This is a genomic window from Microcoleus sp. T3_D1, from assembly GCF_036700405.1.
Lineage (GTDB): Bacteria > Cyanobacteriota > Cyanobacteriia > Cyanobacteriales > Microcoleaceae > Microcoleus.
Map to the genome: position 1 here is coordinate 1 of NZ_JAUBOV010000153.1, position 6,898 is coordinate 6,898.

General features: G+C 48.0%; 6 protein-coding genes and 1 tRNA gene. 1 reads left to right on the forward strand and 6 read right to left on the reverse strand.

The window, feature by feature from the left end; genetic code table 11:
- Nucleotides 1-140: 140 nt before the first annotated feature.
- The 6 genes from QT992_RS32635 to QT992_RS32660 form a co-directional block, all read right to left on the reverse strand.
- Nucleotides 141-317 carry a hypothetical protein gene (locus QT992_RS32635; RefSeq protein ID WP_333342954.1) on the reverse strand — a complete coding sequence of 59 codons (177 nt, stop codon included), beginning with the start codon at nt 315-317 and terminating at the stop codon, nt 141-143.
- A 268-nt stretch (nt 318-585) separates the two neighbouring features.
- Nucleotides 586-1,665, reverse strand: a complete 1,080-nt coding sequence (gene fba, locus QT992_RS32640; protein ID WP_006633469.1) for a class II fructose-bisphosphate aldolase — start codon at nt 1,663-1,665, stop codon at nt 586-588.
- Between the two features lie 193 nt (nt 1,666-1,858).
- Nucleotides 1,859-1,930: transfer RNA gene (locus QT992_RS32645), tRNA-Lys, on the reverse strand.
- Between the two features lie 67 nt (nt 1,931-1,997).
- Entirely contained in the window at nt 1,998-2,867 is an 870-nt protein-coding gene (locus QT992_RS32650; RefSeq protein WP_445305806.1) for an aldose epimerase family protein, read from the reverse strand.
- Between the two features lie 133 nt (nt 2,868-3,000).
- Nucleotides 3,001-5,079 (reverse strand): CapA family protein, encoded by a 2,079-nt coding sequence (locus tag QT992_RS32655; RefSeq protein ID WP_333378681.1) that lies wholly within the window; start codon nt 5,077-5,079, stop codon nt 3,001-3,003.
- A gap of 12 nt (nt 5,080-5,091) precedes the next feature.
- On the reverse strand, nt 5,092-5,247 hold the full coding sequence (locus tag QT992_RS32660; RefSeq protein ID WP_158307982.1) for a hypothetical protein: 156 nt from the start codon (nt 5,245-5,247) through the stop codon (nt 5,092-5,094).
- Nucleotides 5,248-6,312: 1,065 nt separating this feature from the next.
- Here QT992_RS32660 and QT992_RS32665 point away from each other — a divergent pair.
- A complete protein-coding gene (locus QT992_RS32665) occupies nt 6,313-6,624 on the forward strand; it encodes a DUF6679 family protein (protein ID WP_006633466.1) in 312 nt (103 codons plus the stop codon).
- Nucleotides 6,625-6,898 lie beyond the last annotated feature (274 nt).

A 6,898-nucleotide genomic window follows, 5' to 3' on the forward strand; every position in this document is an offset into this window, starting at 1 on the left:
CCGTCCTTTTTGGACGGGCGGGACGCCCATCCCACAATAACAATTAAAATTGTAAGTTATTTAATTCGCGAGCCTTACACAATGACAGTAAATATGGTGTCTTCAGCGTCACGATCGGACGATTTATCCCAGTGAAATTCTCAAGGAAGTTTGTCTTGAAATTCAGCTTTTAACTTTTCCACTTTAGAAAGCGTTGACCTTCGTTGCATTTCAGATTCATACATCTCACGCGCTTGTTGCATCAGAAATTCATCATTAGCTTTCGGAAATTGCTGTTTGAGTGTTTGAGTAATCTTGCGAAACAAATCAGTATTCATGAATTACATCCTCCTCTTTTGCTTACTTAATATTAACCTCAGTTCGATATAAGTTGCCATTCACTTTTCTCCGTAATAGAATTTAAACTCTCTTCTCGCTGTCATAATAGAAAATATACTAAGGGCCAGAAAAAGTCGTCCTAAAAGGATGGGGTTTTCAACCCAATTTTTGATAAAGTTCCAAAAACAAAAACCGGGCAACTTCAAAGCTACCCGGCAATCATAACTTTAGACTTCAGACAAATCTAAAATCTAAAACCTAAAATTCTTAAACAGCCACAGTCTTCTTAGCAGAAGAGCTCAATTCGCCTTTAGCATACTTAGCTGCAAAATCGTCCAAAGATACTTGCTTAATCTTTGTACCGTGACCGGCGCAACCGAAAGAATTATAGCGATCGCTACAAACCTTCTGCATATACTTGATCGACGGCTTCAAGAAGTGGCGGGGATCAAACTCATCGGGCTTGGCAAACAAAGCTTCGCGCACCGCAGCAGTAATCGCCAAACGGTTGTCAGTATCGATATTGATCTTGCGAACGCCGCACTTGATGCCCTTTTGGATTTCTTCCACAGGTACGCCGTAGGTTTCGCGGATTTTGCCGCCGTTGCTGTTGATGATTTCCAACAATTCTTGGGGCACAGAAGATGAACCGTGCATTACCAAGTGAGTATTCGGCAAGCGGCGGTGAATTTCTTCAATGCGGCTGATTGCCAAAATTTCGCCAGTCGGCTTGCGAGTGAACTTGTAAGCGCCGTGAGAAGTGCCGATCGCAACTGCTAGAGCATCAACGCCGGTTTGCTCAACGAAATCCACAGCTTGTTCAGGATCTGTCAGCAACTGATCGTGAGAAAGCGCACCTTCAAAGCCGTGGCCGTCTTCTGCTTCGCCCATCCCTGTTTCCAGAGAACCCAAGCAACCCAGTTCGCCTTCAACGCTAACGCCGATCGAATGAGCAACATTCACCACATCGCGAGTAACTTGAACGTTGTACTCGTAGCTGGCGGGAGTCTTAGCATCCGCTTCCAGAGAACCGTCCATCATCACGCTGGTGAAACCTTGGCGCATGGCAGAATAGCAAGTGCCGGGGGCATTGCCGTGGTCTTGGTGCATGGAAATGGGAATGTGAGGATAGGTTTCAACTGCTGCCAAAATCAAGTGGCGCAGGAAATTTTCGCCAGCGTAGGAGCGAGCGCCGCGAGAAGCTTGCAGAATCACAGGGCTGTTGGTTTCGTCAGCAGCGCGCATGATCGCTTGGATTTGCTCCATGTTGTTGACGTTGTAAGCCGGTAGGCCGTAACCATTTTCAGCCGCGTGGTCGAGCAGCAATCGCATAGGTACAAGCGCCATAGATATTCCTCCTAATTATTTGTGATTTTTGGGCAGTGAATTTTGGACAAGCTCAATTCTTACGATAATATTAAGACAATTTGCGACCGATCGCGCACTATCTTTCCAGATTTACTAAAAAGTTCAAAAAACAAAATTTTGAGTTCCGAGCATTCAGCTCAAAACTCAAAATTTTTAACTCACAAATTTTTTATGGGTCGCCCGGGATTTGAACCCGAGACCAATCGGTTAAAAGCCGAATGCTCTACCGCTGAGCTAGCGACCCGCGAAAACATTGTTACCGCACACAATTTCTAATAGTAGCACCCCTCATTTGAAATAGCAAGTGTTTTTTAAATAAAATTTGCAGTCATGCGAACCAGCATCTCGCAAGTCGCGCCGGGGGGCAAATAAATCAAGTGTTCGCCAGTGTTGAGGGCATTTCGAGGAGCAGTCCAAGGTTCCAAACAGTAAAAATCCTTGCCCTTCACCATCCAGAAAACCAACTTCCCATAGCTGGAGTTGTAACTGACGGTCAGCCGCAAGCCGCTCGCCGCGTCAGTGACAGTAGCAGCAAGACCAGTGAGCTCGTCAAAGGAAACATCAATTTCATCCAGCGTCGGGTCAAAAACCCCGGTGAAATAACCCTTTTGGTGGGTGTTCTGATCTCTGTACTGCATCCCCGGAATCTCAAAGCGGAGCTTAGATTTGTCCGTCGCCAAAAAGTAGGGGTGCAAACCACTAGAAAACGGCATGGGTTCGGCAGACAGATTGGTGTATCGCTGAAAAATTTCCAAAGAATTGCCTTTAATCTGATAAGTGAAGGCTAGTTGGAAATCAAAGGGATAAACAGCCAGCGTCTTGTCGCTGCTATTGAGAATCAGCGTAAGAGCGGCGCAACCCTCCGTAACTTGTTCGCCTATTTTCCAAGGCAAGTCGCGAGCAAAGCCGTGCTGTTTGAGCTTACGCTCCACTCCCTTGTGGGTGTAAGTATTGTCGGGGAGATTGCTGCAGATGGGAAACAGGATGGGAATCCCGCCACGTACAGTTAGATCGGGATTGGCGAACCGTTCCGCGTCCAAATAGAAGATTTCTTTGCCTTCAACCAGCCAGCTAGTGGCAATACCGCCCCGTTCCGGCACAACTTCTAGAGTAGAGTTAGCGGTTTCGTCGGAGAGGATATAGGTTTTGTACTGCTTTTGCTTGAGCGCGATCGCAAACACATTTGTCATCGGTAGTAGGTCATTGATCATTGGTTGTCAGTAAATCGATCGTTAATAATTGGTCGCTAGTAAGTTGATGTTCACCCATTACCGCCCCTATCCTCCCCTGCATCCTCGCTCCGGCCCCCACCGGCTAACCAATGCTCCTAGCTATAGGGGGCAGGGCGATCCGCTGCTTGGAGCGGTTGCTGCTGGTAGCTGGAACGATCGCTGAGGTCGGCTGCCCTTTGAGTGCGACTTCAAAAGATACAGCCCGATTGGGGGGAAGATAGCTTTGGGGACTCGGCACTGCTCCTTGATTGGGAGATGGGGGCGAAATAAACGGTTCTTTGATGAATGGCTCTTTTGTAAAGGGATCTGGTTCCCGGCTGGGATTTTGAGGTTGAGTGGGGTAGATGCGCGGTGGCAAATTTTGATTCGGAGGTGGGTTTGATTCAATTGCAGGCCCCGTCCCGTTCGGGAAAAATGAGGAGTTGTCCGGCTGTTGGGGCGCAGCCGGCAAAGCCGGCAAAATCAAAGTAGGTTTGGGTTGTCCGGGGCCTTGCTGATTGCTTTCACCGGAGGCTCCCCCGGAACCTCGCCCGGGCTGGTATGTACCGCTCTTGGCTGCTCCTGGCAAGGTCGAATTTGGAGTTTTTGATGCCGATCCTGGCTGGACTAGGGCTTCGAGAACTACAGAAGATGGCATCGGTCGATCGAAAATACTAGAAATTTGCTCGACGCGTTTGAGGATGCGATCTGCTGCGGCTCCCTTCACCACCTTCGGCTGAAACTTTTTCACCTCCACAGGCAGAAACTCTACCTTCATATTCCTGTCTTTGAGCGATACTTTCAGGACGGCGGTATCGTAATCCCTGCGAGCATTCGGGCCGAATATAAAATTACCCAGCGAGTAAACTATCGGGCGGCCCTTATAAATTTCTGCACCTTGCAGTACCTGGGGATGGTGTCCCACTACCAAATCAGCTCCTTGGTCGATCGTGAACCGAGCCAAATCAATCTGCCAGTCCCCCGGATAATCTGCCAATTCGACTCCCCAGTGGTAATTAACAATAATCCAGTCTACCTGACCCCTAAGAGCTCGAATATCCTCGGCCACGCGATTGTTGCGGCGGGGGTTAGTGCCGGCTTTCCCTTGGTCGGCGACGTTAAGCTCGGCATCGTAATAACCGAGGTAGGCAATCCGCTGACCCTTAACTTCAATAATATCTGGACGCCTCGCTTCTTTAATATCTCTGCCGGCCCCCAGGTGTTGAATCCCACTATTATCTAGAGTATTCATAGTCTCCACCAGCCCCGGTTCCTCGTAATCCATAGCGCGGCTATTTGCCAGATTGACAATATCTACTCCTCCGGCTGTTAATACTTTCACCGATTCGGGATCGGCTTTAAAATTTAATTGTTTTTTGCCAGAGCCCAATGTAGAGCGAGTCAGGGAGTTTTCTAGGTTAACCATCGCCACATCTGCTTGCCGATACTCGTCCATATTGGCGAAAGCCCATTGGTGATCGTTGGCAGCAGATGCTCCAAGCGCATCCGATAGATTCACATTTCCTCCGAACATCAGCGTTACTGTTGGGTCGTAAGGATTAGCAACTTGCTTTTGCTGTACTACTGGTATTACTTCTAAGGCTGCTTGCACCGTATCCGCACGTTTTGGAGGCGGCCCCGAAATTCCAGCAGTTTGCTGGTAGCCGGATACTGGAGATCCTAACTGCAGGGTCAGAGCTTCGTGGTAGCTGACCCAACACCCTAAAATAAATGAGGCAAGTGCCGATCCCACTAGCAGCAGAGAACGATACGTTTTAAATTTAACCCAATCGACGACCGGTAGGGAACGGTAACGCCGCCGCTGGCGGTTTGCCGGAGTCACAATTCGCACTGACTGTTTCCAGAGAATGTCTGCATCCCCAGCCAAGCGCGCGTGAATTCGCACTCCTTGTACTGCTGGCGAGTTTAGTCTCCAGAGTTGGTGGCAAATAAATTTGACTAAGCCTTCCCGGATAGTGCTCCCCAGTAAGGTAGTATCTGGCGCAAATTCGCGCTGGAATTCTACGATGATTTGGACGCAGCCGGCCTGAGCCTGTTCGACGCGGGCATAAATCCCTTCGGGGCGCAGCAAGCTGTCAATCCAGTAATTCAGGGCTTGAAAGTTGCCCGATCGCGCTAGCTCCAAGATAGACGGCTGCGACCAATTTTCTGCGTACACCATCAATTAGCCTCCTTAATACGCACGAGCGATGACTCCAATTTGTTTTGAACGGAACCGCAATTCTTTTAGCTTAACCGCCACAGGTTCCGCTGCCCGTTTTGAAGCTAGTTGTTGGCCGCCACCATTTTCTACATTTAGGGGCTGCCTGCTGTCAGTGATTTTTATCACACTCCGAACAATCGATTTGAGATTTGAGATTTGAGATTTGAGATTGAGTTCACATAGGGTACTGGGGGCTAGAAATAACCTCCGAACACTCTTGTTTCTGGGGGACTTGAGGCAGAAAAGAGGGAGATATCTGAGGCAGAGTCTGTTTTTATTGTCGCTGTTTGAGTGTCGCTTTAGAGCTTTCGCTTGGAGATTTGAGATTTGAGATTGAGCCTTGACGGCGTTAGCGGGCGATCGAACAATCGATTTTAAATTTTAGATTTGAGATTTTAGATTGAGTTCATAGGGGGTACTGGGGGCTAGAAATAACCTGCAAACACTCTTGTTTCTGGGGGAGTTGAGGCATAAGAGAGCGAGATATCTGAGGCAGAGTCTGTTTTTATTGTCGCTGTTTGAGTGTCGCTTTAGAGCTTTCGCTTCGAGATTTGAGATTTGAGATTGAGCCTTGACGGCGTTAGCGGGCGATCGAACAATCGATTTTAGATTTTAGATTTTAGATTTTAGATTGAGTTCAAAGGGGTTAGTGGACTATCGAACAAACGTCGCAACAAGAGGTTTCTGGGGGACTTGAGGCAGAAGAGAGGAAGATTTCTGAGGCAGAGTCTGTTTTTATTGTGGCTGTTTGAGTGTCGCTTTAGAGCTTTCGCTTCGAGATTTGAGATTTGAGATTGAGCCTTGACGGCGTTAGTGGGCGATCGAACAAACGTCGAAACACTCTTGTTTCTGGGGGACTTGAGGCAAAAGAGAGCGAGATTTTTGAGGCAGAGTCTGTTGTTATTGTCGCTGTTAATCGCGTGCCGTCGTCAAGTCCTAATGCTCGGATCTATGCTGGCAAATGCCTCTCACGAGGGATGCCACTGACTGGAAAACCTGTAATTGGATAAATGGCGTACTCGATAGATTTGGTGGTAAAATCAAATTTGGTAACTCCCATCGGTACAAAAGTTGCGGAAAACGTGAAACTGGCCAGTCCATACGGCTGTGCCTTCCGATGTAAAACCCAAAGTACGTTACGGTAAACAGACCATATTTTAAGCAAGTTACACTGCGCAGGAGAACTGACAAATGCTACAGCGCAAAATCTATCAACTCTGTTGTGATGGTCGTGAGGTTTCTATTTTTCTTCGAGATCAGCAACGTTGGATAGAGCGCGCTCGTATCCTAGATATTGAAGGGGATCTAGTCACGCTGCGCTACGAAACCGACGAAGAAGACGAAATCAGCTCATGGGAAGAAATGGTGCGTCTTGAAAGTATTGGAGCTGTATCCCAGAAGTTGGCTTCGGTATCCCGAACTAACTGCGAACCCCTAGTTTCTGACGATTGTCCCGAAGCCGAACAAATTCGCAATCACTACCCGGACTCGAATTTGGAATAGTTTTGAGCTCGCGCTTGAGGCAGAAGGAAAACTTGGGGGAAAAGAAAACGGCTTTTCTCCCTTTTTTGTGGAGAAATTATGCAAAAAACCCAGTTTAGGCCAAAAATATTCTGGGTTGTTACCCCATAAGCTATTTTGCCTTTAAATTTAAGCTTGATGGCGGGAGTTCCTGCTCAACCCCTACTCCCCACAAGAGCGTAAGGAATGAGAATTAAATAACTTCCACTCTTGAAAGTGGGATGGGCGTCCCGCCCGTCCAAAAAGGACGGGCGGG

Excerpts from the sequence above, each read along its gene's own strand:
- QT992_RS32635 (WP_333342954.1), bottom strand. The coding sequence starts at position 317 with ATGAATACTGATTTGTTTCGCAAGATTACTCAAACACTCAAACAGCAA.
- fba (WP_006633469.1), bottom strand. The coding sequence starts at position 1,665 with ATGGCGCTTGTACCTATGCGATTGCTGCTCGACCACGCGGCTGAAAAT.
- QT992_RS32655 (WP_333378681.1), bottom strand. The coding sequence starts at position 5,079 with ATGGTGTACGCAGAAAATTGGTCGCAGCCGTCTATCTTGGAGCTAGCG.
- QT992_RS32665 (WP_006633466.1), top strand. The coding sequence starts at position 6,313 with ATGCTACAGCGCAAAATCTATCAACTCTGTTGTGATGGTCGTGAGGTT.